This is a genomic window from Streptomyces sp. NPDC000594, from assembly GCF_040299965.1.
Taxonomy (GTDB): Bacteria; Actinomycetota; Actinomycetes; order Streptomycetales; family Streptomycetaceae; genus Streptomyces.
The window spans coordinates 12,689-30,568 of sequence record NZ_JBEPCY010000028.1 but is presented as its reverse complement, the minus strand read 5'-3'; the positions used below and the strand labels follow the sequence as shown (position 1 = coordinate 30,568).

Below are 17,880 nucleotides of genomic sequence, written 5' to 3'. Positions count from 1 at the left end.
GGGGCTCACTGAGGGGACTACTCGCTCAAGGGCTCCGCACAGTCACACGCAGCTAGTAGGGTGACGGGCTCGGGGGCCCACTGAGCGTCGGCCGAGAGGTGGGGATAACGGGATGACTGTCGGGACGAGCAGGCCCGCGGAGACACACGGCGCGTTGCTGTGCCCCCTGGACGGGGCAGGGCCGGGACCCGGTGTGTTCGGGGTCGACCCCGACGACCTTCCCGACGGCCTCGTCATCGCCGACGAGCGGTCCCGGGTGATCTGCTTCAACGCCGCCGCGGCCCGTATCACCGCCGTGAAGGCCGCCGATGTGCTCGGCCTCCCGCTGGAGCGGGCGCTGCCGCTGGAGGACCTCAAGGGCCGCCGCTGGTGGCCCCTGACCGACCCGTACGGCGGACTCGCCACCCGGGTGGGCCAGCCCGAGCGCAATCTGCTGCTGCCCGGCGGGCGCGAGATCCTGGTCTCCGTACGGTATGTGCGCGAGCGCCCCACCGGCCCGGTCCGGCGGCTGGTGATCAGCCTGCGGGGCACCGAGGCCCGCCGCCGCAGCGAGCGCAGCCACGCCGAGCTGATCGCCACCGTCGCCCATGAGCTGCGCTCCCCGCTCACCTCGGTGAAGGGGTTCACGGCGACCCTGCTGGCGAAGTGGGAGCGGTTCACCGACGACCAGAAGCGGCTGATGCTGGAGACCGTCGACGCCGACGCCAACAGGGTCACCCGGCTCATCGCCGAGCTGCTGGACATCTCCCGTATCGACTCGGGCCGGCTGGAGGTGCGCCGCCAGCCGGTGGACATCGCCGCCGCCGTGGGCCGCCATGTGCAGGCCCATGTGGCCAGCGGAGAGGGCGCCGACCGCTTCTTCGTCCGGATCCGGCGGGACCTCCCCATGCTCTGGGCCGACCCCGACAAGATCGACCAGATCCTGGGCAACCTCCTGGAAAACGCGGTGCGCCACGGCGCCGGAACCGTCACCATCGATGTAGCACCCACGATGGCGCCGGGCGGTACCGGCGCGGACGGCGAGGACGGCGTACCGGGCGAGAGGGGGACAGCGGTGACCGTGAGCGACGAGGGCCCCGGTATCCCCGAGGAGTCGATGAGCCGTGTCTTCACCCGCTTCTGGCGGGGCAGCAAGCGCGGCGGCACCGGTCTCGGCCTCTATATCGTCAAAGGGATCGTCGAGGCGCACGGCGGCACCATCACGGTCGGCCGCGGACCCGGCGGTGGCGCCGAGTTCCGATTTATCCTGCCCGTGGGCGCCCCGGCCTTTCTGGCCTGAGCCGTCCACGGGCGCTCCCGGCCCGTACTCAGCGGCGCCCTCCCGGGCGCGCGTACGGGCCGTCATCCAAGGTCACGGACGGTCGTCAGGACCGTCCTCCGGGGGCGGACCGCGGTCCGGCCCGGAGCGGGCGCCGGACCGATACCCTCTGCCCGCCCCTTAGACTCGGCCCTTGGCACCTGTACAGCGCTCCCGCACACCGAGCGGCGCACACAGGTCCGGGGGTGTCCCCCGGTAAAGGCAGCATCCAGCGCAGCACCAGCCAATCGGAAGCACGGGAAGATATGTCGGCACCCAACAAGTCGTACGACCCTGTCGAGGTCGAGTCACTGAAACCGGAAGAGATCGAGCGCATGCGGGACGAGGCGCTCGCCGCCTTCGCCGCCGCGGGCGACCTCGACGCGCTCGCCCAGGCGAAGGTCGCGCACACCGGCGGGACCTCGCCGCTCGCGCTCGCCAACCGCGAGATCGGCGCACTGCCGCCGCAGGCGAAGGCCGAGGCCGGCAAGCGCGTGGGCATGGCCCGGGGCGCGGTGAACAAGGCCCTCGTCGCCCGCCAGGCCGAACTGGAGGCCGAGCGCGACGCCCGGGTGCTGGTCGAGGAGGCGGTGGATGTCACCCTCCCGTACGACCGGGTCCCGGCCGGCGCCCGCCACCCGCTCACCACGCTCTCGGAGCGCATCGAGGACGTCTTCGTCGCCATGGGCTACGAGGTCGCCGAGGGCCCCGAGGCCGAGGCCGAGTGGTTCAACTTCGACGCGCTGAACATCGGCCCCGACCACCCCGCCCGGGGCGAGGCGGACACCTTCTTCGTCGCCGCCCCCGACGGCTCGGCCGACTCGGGCCTGGTGCTGCGTACCCACACCTCCCCGGTGCAGATCCGCTCGCTGCTCGACCGCGAGCCCCCGGTCTATGTCATCTGCCCCGGCCGGGTCTACCGCACCGATGAGCTGGACGCCACCCACACCCCGGTCTTCCACCAGGTCGAGCTGCTCGCCATCGACGAGGGCCTGACCATGGCCGACCTCAAGGGCACCCTGGACCACATGGTCCAGTCGCTCTTCGGCCCGGACATGAAGACCCGGCTGCGGCCGAACTTCTTCCCGTTCACCGAGCCGTCCGCCGAGATGGACATGGTCTGCTACGTCTGCCGGGGGGCCTCCGTCGGCAACCCGGACCGGCCCTGCCGCACCTGCTCCAGCGAGGGCTGGATCGAGCTGGGCGGCTGCGGCATGGTCAACCCCAAGGTGCTCGTCGCCTGCGGGGTCGACCCCCAGAAGTACAGCGGATTCGCCTTCGGCTTCGGCATCGAACGAATGCTGATGTTCCGCCACAACGTCGAGGACATGCGAGACATGGTCGAGGGTGACATCCGGTTCACCCGGCCGTTCGGGATGGAGATCTGATGCGGGTCCCGCTTTCCTGGCTGCGGGAGTACGTCGACCTGCCGGTGACGGAGACCGGCCGTGACGTACAGGCCAAGCTCATCGCCGCCGGCCTGGAGGTCGAGGGCGTCGAGCAGCTCGGCGCCGGGCTCACCGGCCCCCTGGTCGTCGGAAAGGTCCTCACCATCGAGGAGCTGACCGACTTCAAGAAGCCCATCCGCCACTGCACCGTCGATGTCGGGCAGGCTGGGGGCACCTCCCAGGCCGGAGGCTCTGGGGGAGGCACCGGCGAGCCGCAGGAGATCATCTGCGGCGCCCGGAACTTCGCCGTCGGCGACAAGGTCGTCGTGGCCCTCCCCGGCGCCGTCCTCCCCGGCGACTTCCGGATCGCCGAGCGCAAGACCTACGGCCGGATGTCCCGGGGCATGATCTGCTCCGGCGACGAGCTGGGCATGGGCGACGACGGCACGAACGGCATCATCGTGCTGCCGCCGGAGTACGAGGTCGGCCTCGACGCCACCGCCCTGCTGGAGCTGTACGACGAGGTCCTCGACATCGCCGTCACCCCCGACCGGGGCTACTGCCTGTCGCTGCGCGGGGTCGCCCGCGAGGCCGCCACCGCCTACGGGCTGCCGCTGCGCGACCCGGCCCTCCTCGATGTGCCCGGCCCCAACACCCAGGGCTACCCGGTGAAGGTCGCCGACCCCATCGGCTGCGACCGCTTCACCGCGCGCACCGTCACCGGCCTCGACCCGGAGGCGCACTCCCCGATCTGGCTGCGCCGCCGCCTCCAGAAGGCGGGGATGCGCCCGGTCTCGCTCGCCGTCGACATCACCAACTATGTGATGCTGGAGCTGGGTCAGCCGCTGCACGCCTATGACCGCACCCGGGTCCAGGGCGCGATCGGGGTCCGCCGTGCGGAGCCCGGCGAGAAGCTGACCACGCTCGACGGGGTCGCCCGCGTGCTGGACGCCGACGACCTGGTCATCACCGACGACCGCGGCCCCATCGGGCTCGCGGGCGTCATGGGCGGCGCCAACACCGAGATCGCCGACGCCGTCGCCGACCCGGAGACCGGCCGGATCCAGGGCACCACCGAGGTGGTCGTCGAGTCCGCCCACTTCGACGCGGTCACCATCGCCCGTACCGCCCGCCGTCACCGGCTCGGCTCCGAGGCGTCCCGCCGCTTCGAGCGCGGTGTCGACCCCCAGGCCGGGGCCGCCGCCGCACAGCGCACCGTCGATCTGCTGGTCCTGCTGGGCGGCGGCACCGCCGAGCCCGGCGTCACCCAGGTCAGCTCCCCGTCGGCGCCGCGCACCATCAGCATGGCCGCCGACCACCCCGACCGGGTGGCCGGAGTCGCCTACGGCCGGGAGACCGTGGTCCGCCGCCTCCAGGACGTCGGCTGCGATGTCTACGGGCAGGACGAGCTGATCGTCACCGTCCCGTCCTGGCGGCCCGACCTCGCCGCCCCCAACGACCTCGCCGAGGAGGTCATCCGGCTGGAGGGGTACGAGAACCTGCCCTCCACGCTGCCCCGCCCGCCCGCCGGGCGCGGACTGACCACCCGGCAGCGGCTGCACCGCCGGGTCGGCCGGGCCCTGGCCGGGGCCGGCTATGTGGAGGCGCCGAACTACCCCTTCATCGGCGAGCAGGCCCTGGACCAGCTCGGGCTGGCGAAGGACGACCCGAACCGCCGGGTCGTGAAGCTGGTCAACCCGCTCTCCGACGAGGAGCCGGCGCTGCGCACCACGCTGCTGCCCGGACTCCTCGGGGCGCTGCGCCGCAATGTCGGACGCGGCAGCCACGATCTGGCGCTCTTCGAGACCGGGCTGGTCTTCCACCCGCTCGCGACGCCCCGGACCGCCGCCGTCCTCCCGGTCGACCGCAGGCCCACCGACGAGGAGATCGCCGGTCTCGACGCGGCCCTGCCCGTGCAGCCGCGCCATGCGGCCGCCGTGCTCACCGGTGAGCACGAGAGTTCCGGCTGGTGGGGCAAGGGCCGCCCGGCCGACTGGGCCGACGCCGTCGAGGCGGCGCGGACCGTCGCCCGGGAGACCGGCGCACCGCTCCTGACCGAGCAGGCCCAGTACGGCCCCTGGCACCCGGGCCGCTGCGCCGCGCTGGTCACCGTCGTGGACGGGGAGCGGACGACTGTCGGTCACGCGGGCGAGCTGCACCCCCGGGTCACCAAGGCGCTGGGGCTGCCCGCCCGTACCTGCGCCATGGAGCTGAACCTCGACCTCCTGGCGCGCGCCGCCGACGAGGTCGTGACCGCGCCCCGGATCTCCACCTTCCCGGTCGCCACCCAGGATGTGGCGCTCGTGGTCGACCAGGACGTCCCCGCGGCGTCGGTGGAGGAGCAGCTGCGGCTGGGCGCCGGAGCGCTGCTGGAGTCGATCCGGCTGTTCGATGTGTACACCGGTGACCAGGTCGAGCCGGGCAAGAAGTCGCTGGCGTACGCGCTGCGGTTCCGTGCCCAGGACCGGACGCTGACGGTGGAGGAGGCGACCGCGGCCCGTGAGGCGGCGGTGGCCCGTGCCGCCGACGCCACCGGAGCGGTGCTGCGCGGCGCCTGACCGGTACAGCGGTACATGTGAGGGGAGCACCCGGGGAACCGGGTGCTCCCCTTCCGTTCGTGCTGGGGGCCTCACACAGAAGGCGAGGTGGGGGAAGACACCCGACGACGGCCCTCAGTGCCGTGACCGGAAAGGTTCACCGGTCCGAGCACGGGCGCCCCGACGTGGGTCGTACGGGGCCGGGCGCCCCGGAGGGCCGTCGCGCGGCCGGCGCCGCCCGTCCCGCCGAGGAGTGTCGGGCAGGTCGACGGGACGAACGGGGCGAAGGACGACCACCGCACTGTACGAGGGGGAGCCCGGTGGTCCGGCCGCCTCTGTGAGAGGACGTCTCAGTCAACCTCCGCGCCCCGGGCGGCGGGAGAGCGCGCGACGTCCCGCCCTGGGCACTCCGTTCACACCCCGTGTGAAGCGGACTCCACTACGCTGGGCCCACCGAGTCTCCGGAGGGCCCCATGCAGCCCAACACCCTGCTCGACGCCTTGCTGGACGAGGCCGGATTCTCCCGCGCGGGTCTCGCCGCGCGGGTCAACCGGGCGGGCGGCGCCCGGGGACTGACCCTGCGGTACGAACACACGGCCGTGGCCCGCTGGCTGAAGGGCCAGCGCCCCCGGGGACAGGTCCCCGACCTCATATGCGAGGTGCTCGCCGGACGGCTGGGACGCGCGGTCTCCCTCGCCGACATCGGCCTCGGCACCCCGGGGGACCCGGACGGCGCTCCCGGCTCCCCCCTCTCCGGCTTCGTGGAACGGGCCACCGCGCTCTGGCGCTCGGACGAACAGCAGCGCCCCCATGTCATCGAGGCCCCCGCCGTCACCGGCACCCCCGCCGTGATGCCGGTCTGGGAGTGGGAGAACCCGCCCGAGGACGCCGATGTCTCCCGGGCGGGCCGTACCGCCGTCTCCCCGGCCGATATCGCCCTGCTGCGGACCGCCAGGGCCCACTACGAGCTGATGTACCGAAGATGCGGCGGCATCGCGACCCGCGCCCGGATCGCCGGCTTCCTCAGCTCCGAGACCGCGCCGCTGCTGCGGGGCTCGTACAACGACGCCCTGGGCCGGCAGCTGCACCGGGCCACCGGGGGACTGGTCGCGGTCGCCGGTATCTGCGCCTACGACTCCGACGCCCAGGGGCTCGCCCAGCGCTACTTCCACCAGGCGCTGCGGCTCGCCAAGGCCAGCGGCGACCGGGGGCTCGGCGCCTATGTCATCGCCCTGCTGGTCAACCAGTCGCTGTTCATGGGGGAGCACCGGCAGGCGGTCGCCTTCGCCGAGGCGGCGCTGCGGGCGGCCGGGCGCACCATCACCCCCGCCCTCGCATCCGATCTCTACGCGATGCAGGCCAAGGCGTACGCACATCTCGGGGACGGGGCCGCCGCGCTGCGCCGGATCCGGCACGCGGAGCGGGAGGCCGGGCTGATCCTGCCGGGGCGGGAGCCGGACGAGACCGGCTATGTCCAGCCGGGGCTGGTCAATGTCCAGGTCGCGGAGGCGCTGCTGTACCTCGGGGAGGTGCGGGCGGCCCATGGGCACGCGGCGGCGGCGGTCGGCTCGCCCGCCCATGACCGGGGGAGGGTGCACCGGCTCGCCATGCTCTGCCGGATCGAGCTGCGCCGGGGCGAGCCGGAGCGGGCGGCCGTCACCGCCGCCGCCATGGCCGAGCAGGCGCGGGGGATGGAGTCGCAGCGGCTGCGGGACCGGCTGCGGGTGGTGCGGGAGCAGCTGGTGGAGAGCGGCTCGGCCCCGGCGCGGGACGCCGCCGAGCTGATCGACGGGGCGCTGCGCGTCCCCCTGTGAGCCTGCCGCGGCGCGCGCCCTCCGAGGGCGGGTACGGGGCCGGCGGTGACCGGCCGTCGGTCCGCCCGGAGGGTGCCTTTCCGGTGCGGGAAACGCCTGCTGCGATGTTGCCACCTACCGGTCGAAAGGTGGAACAGAACATGCAGTGGGCGAACTTAAACGAACAAACTGTGTATGAGAATCGCTGGTTCCGGGTCCGGCTCGCGGATGTGGCGCTCCCCGACGGCAGCCGTCTGGACCACTTCCTCATCCGGATGCGGCCGGTCGCCATCGCCACCGCCGTCAACGAGGCCAATGAGGTGCTGCTGCTGTGGCGCCACCGCTTCATCACCGACAGCTGGGGCTGGGAGCTGGCCGCCGGTGTGGTCGAGGACGGCGAGGAGATCCCGGTGGCGGCGGCACGGGAGATGGAGGAGGAGACGGGATGGCGCCCCGGTCCGCTCAGACATCTGGTCACCGTCGAACCGTCGAACGGGCTCACCGACGCCCGTCACCATCTCTACTGGGCCGAGAGCGCCAGCTACACCGGGCCCCCGCAGGACGGCTTCGAGTCCTCCCGCCGGGAGTGGATCCCGCTGAAACTCGTCCCCGACATGGTCGCCCGGGGTGAGGTCCCGGCCGCCAATATGGCGGCCGGGCTGCTGATGCTGCACGCTCTGCGGCTGGGCTGACCGGGGCCGGGGCGTCCCGGCCCGGACCGGCTCGGACCGGCTCGGCCCGGCTCGGTCACCGCATCAGGGGTACGGGTAGAAGCCCGAGCCCGTCTTCCGGCCGAGACGCCCCGCGTCCACCATCCGCTGGAGCAGCGGGGGAGCGGCGTACAACGGCTCCTTGAACTCCTCGTACATCGAGTCCGCCACCGAGGCCACAGTGTCCAGACCGATCAGATCCGCCAGCTTGAGCGGCCCCATCGGGTGGGCGCAGCCCAGCTCCATCCCGTTGTCGATGTCCTCCCGGCCGGCGATGCCGGACTCGAACATCCGGACCGCGGCCAGCAGATACGGGATCAGCAGCGCGTTCACCACAAAGCCGGAGCGGTCCTGGGCGCGGATGGGGTGCTTGCCGAGTACCTGCCCGACCACGGCCTCCGCCCGCTTGACGGTCTCCTCGGAGGTGGTGAGGGCCGGGATCAGCTCCACCAGCTGCTGCACCGGCGCCGGGTTGAAGAAGTGGATCCCGATGACCTGGTCCGGCCGGGAGGTGGCGACCGCCAGCTTCACCAGCGGGATGGAGGAGGTGTTCGAGGCGAGAATGGCGTCCTGGCGGGTGACCACCTGATCGAGCACCTGGAAGATCTCGGTCTTGACCTGCTCGTTCTCCACGACCGCCTCGATGACGAGATCACGGTCGGCGAACTCGCCGAGGTCGGTGGTGAAGCTCAGCCGCTCCAGGGCGGCGTCCCGCTCCGCCTCGCTGATCTTGCCGCGCTCGGCGGCCTTCGCCAGCGAGTTCAGCAGCCGGGTCCGGCCGAACTCCAGTGCCTCGCCGGTGGTCTCGGCGACCTTGACCTCCAGACCGCTGCGGGCGCACACCTCCGCGATGCCCGCGCCCATCTGGCCACAGCCCACCACTCCGACGCGTGCAATGTCGGCCATTGTGTCCGTCACCTCGTGCCTTTCGATGATCCGAGTGCTGCTGGTCCGTCGGCGTGTCCCGCTGGGGTGCCGGAACCGGCCGATTCCCCGACGTTACTCCGACCGGGCCGGTGCACGGGGGCCCGGGGCGGGCATGCTGACCAGGAGAAGCGTCCAAAGCGGGGTGGCGTATGACACATTTCGGAAGAAGAGCCTTCACTGCTACGGCGGCGGGTGCGCTCGCCGGGCTCACGGTGGCCGGGGAGGCCCTGGCGGGGGAGATCCGCGCCGGTCGGGCCCCGGGCCGGGGCGGCGGCGCGGCCTGCCGGGAGTTCCGGGGGATGTGGCTGGCGACCGTCACCAACCGCGACTGGCCCTCGCGGACCGGGCTGACCGCCGCACAGCAGCGCGCGGAGCTGATCGCCCATCTCGACACCGCCGTCGCCCGCCGGCTGAACGCGGTGGTGCTCCAGGTGCGGCCCACCGCCGACGCCCTGTGGCCCTCGCCCCATGAGCCCTGGTCCCAGTATCTGACCGGGACCCAGGGGCGGAACCCCGGCTGGGACCCGCTGGGCACCGCCGTCCGGGAGGCCCATGCCCGGGGTCTGGAGCTGCACGCCTGGTTCAACCCGTACCGGGTGGCGATGCACACCGACCCGTCCCGGCTGGTGGCCGACCACCCGGCGCGGCTGCACCCCGAGTGGATCGTGCCGTACGGCGGAAAGCTCTACTACAACCCCGGGCTCCCGGAGGTCCGGGCCTTCGTCCAGGACGCGATGCTCGACGCCGTCCGCCGCTACCCCGTGGACGCCGTCCACTTCGACGACTACTTCTACCCGTACCCGGTGGCCGGGCAGACCTTCGACGACGCCGCCGCCTTCGCGCGGTACGGCGGTGGCTTCGCGGACCGGGCGGCCTGGCGCCGGGACAACACCGACCGGCTGATCCGGGAGATCTCCGGGAGGATCAAGACGGTGCGCCCGGGGACCGCCTTCGGGATCAGCCCTTTCGGGGTCTGGCGCAACAAGGCCACCGACCCGGAGGGCTCCGACACCCGTGCCGGGGTCCAGACCTACGACGATCTCCACGCCGACACCCGTAAATGGGTCCGCGAGGGGTGGATCGACCAGATCATTCCGCAGGTCTACTGGAACATCGGCTTCGCCGCCGCCGACTACGCCAAGCTGGTCCCGTGGTGGAGCGAGACGGTCCGGGGGACGGGGGTCGACCTCTACATCGGCGAGGCGCTCTACAAGGCGGGCGACCCGGCGCAGCCCGCGCCCTGGCAGGATCCGGCGGAGCTGTCCCGGCATCTGACCCTGGCGGGGGAGTACCCGGAGGTCCGGGGGCACTGCTACTTCTCGGCCAAGGAGGTCGGTACGGACCGGAACGGGGCGATGGCGAGGGTGGTGGCGGACCACTATCCGACCCGGGTCCGGCCGCCGCGCTGATCCCCGGGCCCGGCCCGGGTCGCTCGGGCCGGGTCGCTCGGGCCGGGCGACCCGCCGGGCCGTTGGCGACCGGGCCGTCTCCGACCGTGCCGGGACCCGGTACGGCCGGGCCCCGGGTGCGCCGGTGCCGGGGTCAGGGGTGAGCCGCCGGTGGGGGCGGGGTCAGGCGGGTTCGTGCGGCCGGACCACACAGTCCGGGCCGGGGGACATCACGGTCTCGTGGCCGTCCTCGAAACGGACCCGGTAGGGAGGGGAGCCCTCGGGGCCCAGCACCTCGACCACCTCGGCGATCCGGTCGTGCTGCCCCACGATCCGCCCGTGCACCAGCAGCTTGTCACCCACGCTCGCTTGCATCAGGAGAGACCTCCTCGACTACGTGCCCGGGGAACCGGGTCTCGGGGAACCGGGTCCCCGTGGAACCGAGTCTACGGACGGAGGGCGGGCCCGCATCCGCGGCGCGCGGCGGCCCGGCGGGCGCCCACCGGGGGTCAGCTGCGGGCGCGCTGGGTCACCGCGATGCAGACCAGCACCCCGATGGCGGCGAGCGGCGCGGCGGGGGCGAGCCGCTCGCCCAGCAGGGCCACCGACCAGACCAGGGTGAGCAGCGGCTGGGCGAGCTGGAGCTGGCTCGCGCGGGCGATACCGATCGCGGCCATGCCCCGGTACCAGACGTACAGACCGACGAACTGCGACATCACGGCGACCCAGAGCAGTCCGGCCACCCCGCGCACCGTCGGCTCCACCGGCTCCAGGCCGAGGGCGACCGCACCGCCCGCCAGGGTCAGCGGCAGACAGAACACCAGCGCCCAGCCGATCACCTGCCAGCCCGGCAGGTGCCCGGCCAGCCTGCCGCCCTCGGTGTAGCCGGCGGCGCAGGCCAGCAGCGCCCCGAAGAGATAGAGATCGCCCCGCTGGAGGGTGCCGCCGCTCTCCGCCACGGTGAAGGTGATCACCACGGCGGCCCCGGCGAGGGCGGCCAGCCAGAAGGTACGGGAGGGGCGGCGGCCGGTGCGGACGGCCGCGAAGGCGGCGGTGGTCAGCGGCAGCAGGCCCACCACCACGGCGGCGTGGGAGGTGGTGGAGGTCTGGAGCGCCAGCGTGGTCAGCAGCGGGAAGCCCACCACGACCCCGGCGGCGACCACGGCGAGCCCTCCCCAGTGGCGGCGGTCGGGGAGCGGGACCCGCAGGGCCAGCAGAAAGCCGCCCGCGATCAGTGCGGCGAGGACACAGCGGGCGGTCACCAGGGACCAGGGGCCGAAGGAGTCCAGGCCCCAGGCGGTGGCGGGGAAGGTGAGGGAGAAGGCGATCACACCGAGGCCGGCGAGGAGGGTGCCGCCGGTCGCGCCCGCGCCGGTGCCCGCAGCTGTCCCCGCGTCGGTCTTTGTTGCCGCGTCGGCCGCCGCCTGGGGCCGGGTGACGCCCGCCCGGTACGGGGCTTCGCCGGGCCCGGTGACCGCTATCGCAGTGGTGCCAGTAGCGCTATCCTGTGCTGTCATGCATGAGCGTACCAGCGTCGCTGAGCTGGCTTCGAGGTTGAAGCAGGAGCTGAACCGCTACTCTCCCGATGAGAAACTGCCATCGAGCCGGTCCCTGGTGGAGCGCTACCGCGTCTCCCCGGTGACCGTCTCCCGGGCCCTCGCCCAGCTGGCCGCCGAGGGGCTGGTCGTCACCCGCCCCGGCGCCGGCGCCTACCGGGCGCGCCCCCGGGTGGGCGAGGGGGTCCCGCTCGGCGACACCTCCTGGCAGGAGGTCGCCCTGAGCGCGGAGTCCGCCCCCGACCGGGTGCCGCGCTCCGTCGACGCCTCCGGGGTGCTGGTCACCCTCGCCGAACCGCCACCGGGTGTCATCGAGTTCAACGGCGGCTATCTCCCCGCCGGGCTCCAGCCCGAACAGGCCCTGGCGGCGGCGCTCGCCCGCGCCGGACGGCGGCCCGGTGCCTGGGGCCGCCCGCCCACCGAGGGACTGCCCGAGCTGCGCGCCTGGTTCGCCCGGGGGGTCGGCGGCCCGGTCGGCGCGGCCGATGTCCTGATCACCGCGGGCGGCCAGTCCGCGCTGACCTGCGCCCTGCGGGCGCTCGCCCCGCCCGGCGCGCCCGTGCTGGTCGAGTCGCCCACCTATCCGGGGATGCTCGCCATCGCCCGCGCCGCCGGGCTGCGCCCCGTCCCCGTCCCGGTGGACGCCGACGGGGTCCGCCCGGAGCTGCTGGAGGCCGCCTTCCGTGCCACCGGCGCCCGGGTCCTCGTCTGCCAGCCGCTCTTCCACAACCCGACCGGCGCGGTGCTGGCGCCCGCCCGCCGGGGCGAGGTGCTGCGGATCGCTCGCGCCGCCGGGGCCTTCGTGGTCGAGGACGACTTCGCCCGGCGGCTGGTCCACGAGGACGCGGGCCCGCTGCCCGCGCCGCTCGCGGCGGACGACCCGGACGGGGTGGTCGTCCATGTCACCTCCCTGACCAAGGTGACCTCGCCGAGTCTGCGGGTGGGGATGCTCGCCGCGCGGGGGCCCGTCCTGGAGCGGCTGCGGGCCATCCATGTCGTGGACAACTTCTTTGTTCCGAGGCCCCTCCAGGAAGCCGCCCTGGAGCTGGTGGGGACGCCCGCGTGGACCCGCCATCTGCGGGCCCTCGCCATCGAGCTGCGGGCCCGGCGCTCCACCATGACCGCGGCGCTGCGGGAGCGGCTGCCGGAGCTGTCCCTGCCGCAGCTGCCCGGCGGCGGGTTCCATCTGTGGCTGCGGCTGCCCGACGGCACCGACGAGGCCGCCCTGGTCGCGGCGGCGCTACGGGCCGGGGTCGCCCCGGCGCCGGGCCGTCCCTACTTCTGCGCCGAGCCCCCGGCGGGGCATCTGCGGCTGAGCTTCGCCGGGGTGGCGGGCGCCTCCGAGATCGCCGAGGGGGTGCGCAGACTCCGTACCGCCCTCGACGAGGTCATGCGCTGACTCCCCGCCCGGCCCCCGGCCCCCTGCCCGACTCCCTGTCCCGCTTCCCGCCCGGCTCTCCGCCCGGTGGTGCGGCCCGGTGCCGGGCGGTGCGGCGGTGGGCCGCGACCCGCTCCCGGGTGGCGCACCGCCGGGAGCAGTAGCGGCGCTCGGGGCCACCGCCCGAGGTGAGGAAGACCCGGCCGCAGGAGGGTGAGGCGCACACCCCGCCGGGTGGCCGCTGGCGCTCCCAGACCAGCACGGTCAGGGCGAGCGCGGAGGAGGCGAGCAGCCACTCGCCCCAGGACGCCTCCTCGTCGTCGCGGTCGAGATGGGGGTGCCAGGGGGTGGTGCCGCCGTGCGAGGTGAGCCGCAGCGGCCCGGGGGTCCGGGCCAGTACCCCGTTCAGCCGGGCGGCGGCCTCGTCGGGGCCGGTGGCGGCGAAGACCGTACGCAGCAGCGCGGCGGCCTGGCGCAGCCCGGTGAGACCGTCCGCGCCGAGCCCCTCGGCCGGGACCGCCTCCCCGTGCTCGCGGAGCACCCGGGTGACCTCATCGGCGGTGGGGTCGGCGCCGGTCAGCACATTGACCAGGGCCGCGGTCCGCTCGGCGGCGGACCGGACGGAGAGCCGGGCGGCCCCGGGCGCGGGGTGCGGGGACGGATCGATCACCCGGCGAATGTAACGCATCTGGCGCAGGATTGAGTTACCTGCGTAACGTGCCCGAAGTGCTGAAGCGTTACATGCTGGGGGCGCTGGCCGCCCGTACCGGGGACGAGATGTCCGGACCCGCGCTGCTCCTCGTCGGACTCGCCGCCACCGGGTCGGCGGGCCCGGGTGCGGCCCTGCTGGCGGGGGCGACCGCCGCCGCGGCGGTCGGGGGGCCGGTCGTCGGGGCGCTGCTCGACCGTTCGCCGCGCCCGGGGCGGTTGCTCGCCTGGGCCATCGGCGGCCATGCGGCGGCCCTCGCCGTGCTGCCGGCCGGGCTGGGGCACCTCCCGTACGGCTGGATCCTGGCCGTCGCGGTCTGCGCGGGACTGCTCGGGCCCGCCCTCTCCGGAGGGTGGTCCTCGCGGCTGCCCACCCTGGTGGCGGGCGATGGGCTGCCCCGGGCGAACGCCCTCGACGCGATGAGCTTCACCCTCGCCGGCCTCGCGGGCCCGGCCCTCGCCGCCGGCCTCGCCCTCCTTCTGGGCGCCCCCCTGGCGCTCACCCTGGCCCTCGCCCTGATGACCCTCGCCGTCCCGGCCGCCCTCCTCCTCCCGGTGGCCCCGGCCCCCGCGCCGGAGGGGAGCGGTGCCCCGGCGGCCCCCGGAAAGGACCCCGGGACGGTCCGGTCGGTACAGGAGGTGACGGGCCGGTCGGTACGGGAGGTGACGGGCCGGTCGGTACGGGAGGAACTGATCGCGGGGCCAGGGCGCTGATCGGGATCCGGCCACTCGCGCGGGCGACCGCCGTCTCCACCGTCTGCTGCGCCGCCGAGGGCGTCCTCGTCGCCTCGCTGCCCCTGCTGGGACGGCAGGTACTCGGCGACCCGGCGTACGGAGTGCTGCTGCCCGCCGTCGCCGGTCCGGTGGCCCTCGCCGCGAACGCCCTGATCGCGCGGCGCCCCGCCCCCTTCCGGCCCGACACGGTCCTGGTCGCGGGCGCCGCCGTCCTCGCCCTGGCCTGTCTGCTCGCCGCGGCCGCCCCCCGGCTGGGCCCTCCGGCGCTGCTCCTCGCCGCCGTACTGCTGGGGCTCGCCGAGGGACCCCAGCTCACCGCCGTGTTCGCGATCCGCCACCGGGAGGCCCCCGCCGGGCTGCGCGGCCAGGTCTTCACCACCGGCGCCAGCCTCAAACTCACCGGCTTCGCCGCCGGCGCCGCCCTCGCGGGTCAGCTGGCGCCCTGGTCCCCGACCGGCGCGCTGCTGGCCGCCGCCGGGATCCATCTGCTGGCCGTGGCGCTGGGCGCGGCGCTCCGTACCCCCCGGTGCGCACGGGGGTACGGAAGCCCGCGGTCCGCCGGGTCTACCAGGTCGGACCGGCGACCTGGCGGGTGGCCACATTGACCCGGTTGAAGAGATTGGTCATGCCCACCATCAGAACGATCGACCCCAGCTGCTTCTCGTCGAAGTGCTCGGCCGCCGCGTCCCAGATCCGGTCCGGCACCGGGTCCGAGCTGTCGCTCAGCCGGGTCATCGACTCGGCCAGCTCCAGCGCGGCCCGCTCCGCGTCGGTGAAGTACGGGGCGTCCCGCCAGGCCGTCACCGCGTGCAGCCGCTCATCGGTCTCCCCCGCCTTCTTCGCCGCCGCGACCCCGCCCACCACACAGAAGCCACAGCCGTTGATCTGGCTCGTCCGGTGGTGGAGCAGATGCATCGTGGTCTCCGGCACACCGCCCTCCCCCGCCGCCTTCAGGATCTCCTGGACCGCCGGGTAGACCGTCGGGAAAAGGGCCACCGGGTTCTTGATCCGTGCCTGCATGGGATGTTCCTTCCGCTGCTCAGTGGACCCGCTGTTCCGCGGGCCGGGCCCGCCGGAAGCGGGCCGTCACCCCCTGGACGCGGCAGGCCCGGGAAATGTGACAGCGGAGGGCTCTTTCGAGGAGCCCCCATCGACGAGATATCTTGATGTCGAGCAATGTTGCAGACGTGGAGCGGAGCACCCGGTGACTGACTCGACCATCATCTACACGCACACCGACGAGGCCCCTGCCCTGGCCACGCACTCGTTCCTGCCGGTGGTCGAGGCGTATGCCTCGACGGCCGGTGTTCGGGTGGAGAGCCGGGACATCTCCCTGGCGGGCCGGATCATCGCGAGCTTCCCCGAGCGTCTGGAGGAGAGCCAGCGCATCGACGACGCCCTCGCGGAGCTGGGCGAGCTGGCCAAGACCCCCGGCGCCAACATCATCAAGCTGCCGAACATCTCGGCCTCCATCCCGCAGCTGAAGGCGGCCGTCGCCGAGCTTCAGTCGCAGGGCTACGCCCTCCCGGACTACCCGGACGACCCGAAGACCGACGAGGAGCGCGACATCCGCGCCCGTTACGACAAGGTCAAGGGCAGCGCCGTGAACCCGGTGCTGCGCGAGGGCAACTCCGACCGCCGCGCCCCCGCGTCGGTCAAGAACTACGCCCGTAACCACCCGCACCGCATGGGCGCGTGGACCGGCGACTCCAGGACGAATGTCGCCCACATGGTCGCCGACGACTTCCGCTCCACCGAGAAGTCCGTGGTGATCTCCGAGGCGGGCTCGCTCCGGATCGAGCTGACCGGCGAGGACGGCACCACCACCGTGCTGCGCGACGCGGTCCCGGTCCTCGCGGGCGAGGTCGTCGACGCCTCCGTGCTGCGGGTCGCCGCGCTGCGCGAGTTCCTGACCGCCCAGGTCGCCCGGGCCAAGGCCGAGGGCATCCTGTTCTCGGTCCACCTCAAGGCCACCATGATGAAGGTCTCCGACCCGATCATCTTCGGCCATGTGGTGCGCGCCTTCTTCCCGAAGACCTTCGCCGAGCACGGCGCCGCGCTGGCCGCCGCCGGACTGAGCCCCAACGACGGTCTCGGTGGCATCCTCAAGGGCCTGGAGTCCCTGGCGGGCGGCGACGCGATCAAGGCCTCCTTCGAGGCGGAGCTGGCCGAGGGCCCGGCCCTCGCCATGGTCGACTCCGACCGCGGCATCACCAACCTGCACGTCCCGAGCGATGTCATCGTGGACGCCTCCATGCCGGCCATGATCCGCACCTCCGGCCACATGTGGGGCCCGGACGGCCAGGAGGCCGACACCGTCGCCGTCATCCCGGACAGCAGCTACGCCGGGGTCTACCAGGCCGTCATCGAGGACTGCCGCGCCCACGGCGCCTATGACCCGGCCACCATGGGCTCGGTGCCCAACGTCGGTCTGATGGCGCAGAAGGCCGAGGAGTACGGCAGCCACGACAAGACCTTCGAGATCGCCGCCGCCGGTACCGTGCGCGTCCTCGACGCCCAGGGCACCGTCCTGCTGGAGCAGCAGGTCGCGCAGGGCGACATCTTCCGCGCCTGCCAGACCAAGGACGCCCCGATCAAGGACTGGGTGAAGCTGGCCGTCAGCCGCGCCCGCGCCACCGGCGACCCGGCCGTCTTCTGGCTGGACGAGGAGCGCGCCCACGACGCCCGGCTCATCGAGAAGGTCCGCCAGTACCTGCCGGAGTTCGACGTCGACGGCCTGGACATCCGGATCCTCTCCCCGGTGGAGGCGACCAAGCTCTCCGTGGAGCGCATCCGCCGCGGCGAGAACACCATCTCCGTCACCGGCAATGTCCTCCGTGACTACCTGACCGACCTCTTCCCCATCCTGGAGCTGGGCACCAGCGCCAAGATGCTGTCGGTCGTCCCGCTGATGAACGGCGGCGGCCTCTTCGAGACCGGCGCGGGCGGCTCCGCCCCCAAGCACGTCCAGCAGCTGGTCAAGGAGAACTACCTGCGCTGGGACAGCCTCGGTGAGTTCCTGGCCCTCGCGGTCAGCTTCGAGCACCTCGCGCAGACCACCGGCAACGCCCGTGCCCAGGTGCTCGCCGACACCCTCGACCGCGCCACGGCCACCTTCCTCAACGAGGACAAGTCGCCCAGCCGTCGCCTCGGTGGCATCGACAACCGCGGCAGCCACTTCTACCTCGCCCTGTACTGGGCGCAGGAGCTGGCCGCGCAGACGGAGGACACGGAGCTGGCGAAGTCCTTCGCGGAGCTGGCCACCGGCCTCGCCGCGCAGGAGGAGACCATCGTCGCGGAGCTGATCGCGGTGCAGGGCGAGCCGGTCGAGATCGGCGGCTACTACCAGCCCGACGTGACCAAGGCGTCGGCCGTGATGCGTCCCTCGGCGACGTTCAACGCGGCCCTGGCCCAGCTCGGCTGAGCCCGGTCACCCGGTTCCACGGACGCGCCCCCGGCCTTC

General features: G+C 73.6%; 15 protein-coding genes. 10 read left to right on the top strand and 5 right to left on the bottom strand.

What is annotated here, in order from left to right; translation table 11 throughout:
- Positions 1–112 precede the first annotated feature (112 nt).
- The 5 genes from ABT354_RS28590 (at position 113) to ABT354_RS28570 (ending at position 7,707) form a co-directional block, all read left to right on the top strand.
- The gene (locus tag ABT354_RS28590) at positions 113–1,279 is read left to right on the top strand and encodes a sensor histidine kinase (protein ID WP_351498957.1); all 1,167 of its coding nucleotides are present in this window, start codon (positions 113–115) and stop codon (positions 1,277–1,279) included.
- A 284-nt stretch (positions 1,280–1,563) separates the two neighbouring features.
- A complete protein-coding gene (gene pheS, locus ABT354_RS28585) occupies positions 1,564–2,685 on the top strand; it encodes a phenylalanine--tRNA ligase subunit alpha (protein ID WP_351498955.1) in 1,122 nt (373 codons plus the stop codon).
- Complete coding sequence (gene pheT / locus ABT354_RS28580; protein ID WP_351498953.1) at positions 2,685–5,243, top strand: phenylalanine--tRNA ligase subunit beta; 2,559 nt, start codon at positions 2,685–2,687, stop codon at positions 5,241–5,243. Before pheS ends, pheT begins: the two co-directional genes overlap by 1 nt.
- A gap of 452 nt (positions 5,244–5,695) precedes the next feature.
- Positions 5,696–7,036 carry an NsdA family TPR-like regulatory protein gene (locus ABT354_RS28575; RefSeq protein WP_351498951.1) on the top strand — a complete coding sequence of 447 codons (1,341 nt, stop codon included), beginning with the start codon at positions 5,696–5,698 and terminating at the stop codon, positions 7,034–7,036.
- Positions 7,037–7,176: 140 nt separating this feature from the next.
- On the top strand, positions 7,177–7,707 hold the full coding sequence (locus tag ABT354_RS28570) for an NUDIX hydrolase (RefSeq protein WP_351499074.1): 531 nt from the start codon (positions 7,177–7,179) through the stop codon (positions 7,705–7,707).
- A gap of 63 nt (positions 7,708–7,770) precedes the next feature.
- Here ABT354_RS28570 and ABT354_RS28565 read toward each other — a convergent pair whose 3' ends face one another.
- Positions 7,771–8,631, bottom strand: a complete 861-nt coding sequence (locus tag ABT354_RS28565; RefSeq protein ID WP_351498949.1) for a 3-hydroxybutyryl-CoA dehydrogenase — start codon at positions 8,629–8,631, stop codon at positions 7,771–7,773.
- 170 nt (positions 8,632–8,801) lie between these two features.
- Here ABT354_RS28565 and ABT354_RS28560 point away from each other — a divergent pair, with 170 nt between their 5' ends.
- Entirely contained in the window at positions 8,802–10,061 is a 1,260-nt protein-coding gene (locus ABT354_RS28560; RefSeq protein WP_351498947.1) for a glycoside hydrolase family 10-like protein, read from the top strand.
- 162 nt (positions 10,062–10,223) lie between these two features.
- Here ABT354_RS28560 and ABT354_RS28555 read toward each other — a convergent pair whose 3' ends face one another.
- Positions 10,224–10,415, bottom strand: coding sequence for a DUF1918 domain-containing protein (locus ABT354_RS28555; RefSeq protein WP_351498945.1), 192 nt, complete (start codon positions 10,413–10,415; stop codon positions 10,224–10,226).
- A gap of 134 nt (positions 10,416–10,549) precedes the next feature.
- Positions 10,550–11,557, bottom strand: a complete 1,008-nt coding sequence (locus ABT354_RS28550; RefSeq protein ID WP_351498943.1) for a DMT family transporter — start codon at positions 11,555–11,557, stop codon at positions 10,550–10,552.
- Between ABT354_RS28550 and ABT354_RS28545 the strand changes: the two genes are divergently transcribed.
- A complete protein-coding gene (locus ABT354_RS28545; RefSeq protein ID WP_351498942.1) occupies positions 11,556–12,995 on the top strand; it encodes an aminotransferase-like domain-containing protein in 1,440 nt (479 codons plus the stop codon). The two genes, ABT354_RS28550 and ABT354_RS28545, sit on opposite strands and share 2 nt — an antisense overlap.
- Here the strand turns inward: ABT354_RS28545 and ABT354_RS28540 are convergent.
- Positions 12,985–13,662 (bottom strand): CGNR zinc finger domain-containing protein, encoded by a 678-nt coding sequence (locus tag ABT354_RS28540; protein WP_351498940.1) that lies wholly within the window; start codon positions 13,660–13,662, stop codon positions 12,985–12,987. The two genes, ABT354_RS28545 and ABT354_RS28540, sit on opposite strands and share 11 nt — an antisense overlap.
- A 38-nt stretch (positions 13,663–13,700) precedes the next feature.
- Here ABT354_RS28540 and ABT354_RS28535 point away from each other — a divergent pair, with 38 nt between their 5' ends.
- Both ABT354_RS28535 and ABT354_RS28530 read left to right on the top strand, forming a co-directional pair.
- Entirely contained in the window at positions 13,701–14,396 is a 696-nt protein-coding gene (locus ABT354_RS28535; RefSeq protein WP_351498938.1) for an MFS transporter, read from the top strand.
- A gap of 122 nt (positions 14,397–14,518) precedes the next feature.
- Positions 14,519–15,022 (top strand): hypothetical protein, encoded by a 504-nt coding sequence (locus tag ABT354_RS28530; protein ID WP_351498936.1) that lies wholly within the window; start codon positions 14,519–14,521, stop codon positions 15,020–15,022.
- Here ABT354_RS28530 and ABT354_RS28525 read toward each other — a convergent pair.
- Positions 14,982–15,437: a carboxymuconolactone decarboxylase family protein gene (locus ABT354_RS28525; protein WP_351498934.1), complete on the bottom strand. Its 456-nt coding sequence runs from the start codon at positions 15,435–15,437 to the stop codon at positions 14,982–14,984. The genes ABT354_RS28530 and ABT354_RS28525 overlap by 41 nt on opposite strands.
- A 184-nt stretch (positions 15,438–15,621) precedes the next feature.
- On the opposite strand from ABT354_RS28525, the gene ABT354_RS28520 reads away from it, so the two are divergent.
- Positions 15,622–17,841, top strand: coding sequence for an NADP-dependent isocitrate dehydrogenase (locus ABT354_RS28520; protein ID WP_351498932.1), 2,220 nt, complete (start codon positions 15,622–15,624; stop codon positions 17,839–17,841).
- Positions 17,842–17,880 lie beyond the last annotated feature (39 nt).

What these genes read in the sequence shown, in the direction of transcription:
- ABT354_RS28590 (WP_351498957.1), top strand. Translation starts at nt 113, where the DNA reads ATGACTGTCGGGACGAGCAGGCCCGCGGAGACACACGGCGCGTTGCTG.
- pheS (WP_351498955.1), top strand. Translation starts at nt 1,564, where the DNA reads ATGTCGGCACCCAACAAGTCGTACGACCCTGTCGAGGTCGAGTCACTG.
- pheT (WP_351498953.1), top strand. Translation starts at nt 2,685, where the DNA reads ATGCGGGTCCCGCTTTCCTGGCTGCGGGAGTACGTCGACCTGCCGGTG.
- ABT354_RS28575 (WP_351498951.1), top strand. Translation starts at nt 5,696, where the DNA reads ATGCAGCCCAACACCCTGCTCGACGCCTTGCTGGACGAGGCCGGATTC.
- ABT354_RS28570 (WP_351499074.1), top strand. Translation starts at nt 7,177, where the DNA reads ATGCAGTGGGCGAACTTAAACGAACAAACTGTGTATGAGAATCGCTGG.
- ABT354_RS28565 (WP_351498949.1), bottom strand. Translation starts at nt 8,631, where the DNA reads ATGGCCGACATTGCACGCGTCGGAGTGGTGGGCTGTGGCCAGATGGGC.
- ABT354_RS28560 (WP_351498947.1), top strand. Translation starts at nt 8,802, where the DNA reads ATGACACATTTCGGAAGAAGAGCCTTCACTGCTACGGCGGCGGGTGCG.
- ABT354_RS28555 (WP_351498945.1), bottom strand. Translation starts at nt 10,415, where the DNA reads ATGCAAGCGAGCGTGGGTGACAAGCTGCTGGTGCACGGGCGGATCGTG.
- ABT354_RS28545 (WP_351498942.1), top strand. Translation starts at nt 11,556, where the DNA reads ATGCATGAGCGTACCAGCGTCGCTGAGCTGGCTTCGAGGTTGAAGCAG.
- ABT354_RS28550 (WP_351498943.1), bottom strand. Translation starts at nt 11,557, where the DNA reads ATGACAGCACAGGATAGCGCTACTGGCACCACTGCGATAGCGGTCACC.
- ABT354_RS28540 (WP_351498940.1), bottom strand. Translation starts at nt 13,662, where the DNA reads ATGCGTTACATTCGCCGGGTGATCGATCCGTCCCCGCACCCCGCGCCC.
- ABT354_RS28525 (WP_351498934.1), bottom strand. Translation starts at nt 15,437, where the DNA reads ATGCAGGCACGGATCAAGAACCCGGTGGCCCTTTTCCCGACGGTCTAC.